The organism is Photobacterium aquimaris, assembly GCF_002954455.1.
Taxonomy (GTDB): domain Bacteria; phylum Pseudomonadota; class Gammaproteobacteria; order Enterobacterales; family Vibrionaceae; genus Photobacterium; species Photobacterium aquimaris.
Map to the genome: position 1 here is coordinate 1,660,092 of NZ_MSCC01000001.1, position 504 is coordinate 1,660,595.

General features: G+C 45.0%; 1 protein-coding gene. It reads right to left on the reverse strand.

Annotated elements, in window-relative coordinates; translation table 11 throughout:
* Positions 1 to 504 (reverse strand): hypothetical protein (locus BTN98_RS20290; protein ID WP_167390201.1); only part of this gene is annotated, 504 nt, incomplete at both ends.

The window sequence follows — 504 nt, forward strand, 5'->3', positions numbered from 1 at the left end:
ACCAAGGTTTATGTTGGCAATGTCAGTATCGTCTTGATCAATTGGGCCTGTCACTTCAACCGTGTATGAGCCATCTTTAGCAATTGTTACTACCATCACTGGCTTATTATCGCTATCCACCACGGTTAATACGTTACCGTTAACCGTAAAGGTGGTCGCGGCACCATTACTGGTTAAACCTTGAAGGCTTGGCTGGTCAGCATTGAAATCAAGTTGATGGATCGCATCTGAGCCCACATTCAATGGCACGTCACCTGTAATAACTTGACCATTTTGAGTGGTTTCATCAATGGTGGTGCCACTGTCGGTGCCAAACTCTGGGTTTGCGCCATCAACAATGGTGATATCAACATTGGCTGGCTTTTGTAGCCAATCACCATCGGTGTCTTGTACCTGAATTGGCACATCAATGGTGATTTTATCGTTAACGCTATCGACCAAACCATCGACACCAGTGTCAGTGTGGTTTAACGGTTTGTCTTGATTAATCGTCACCGTTACATC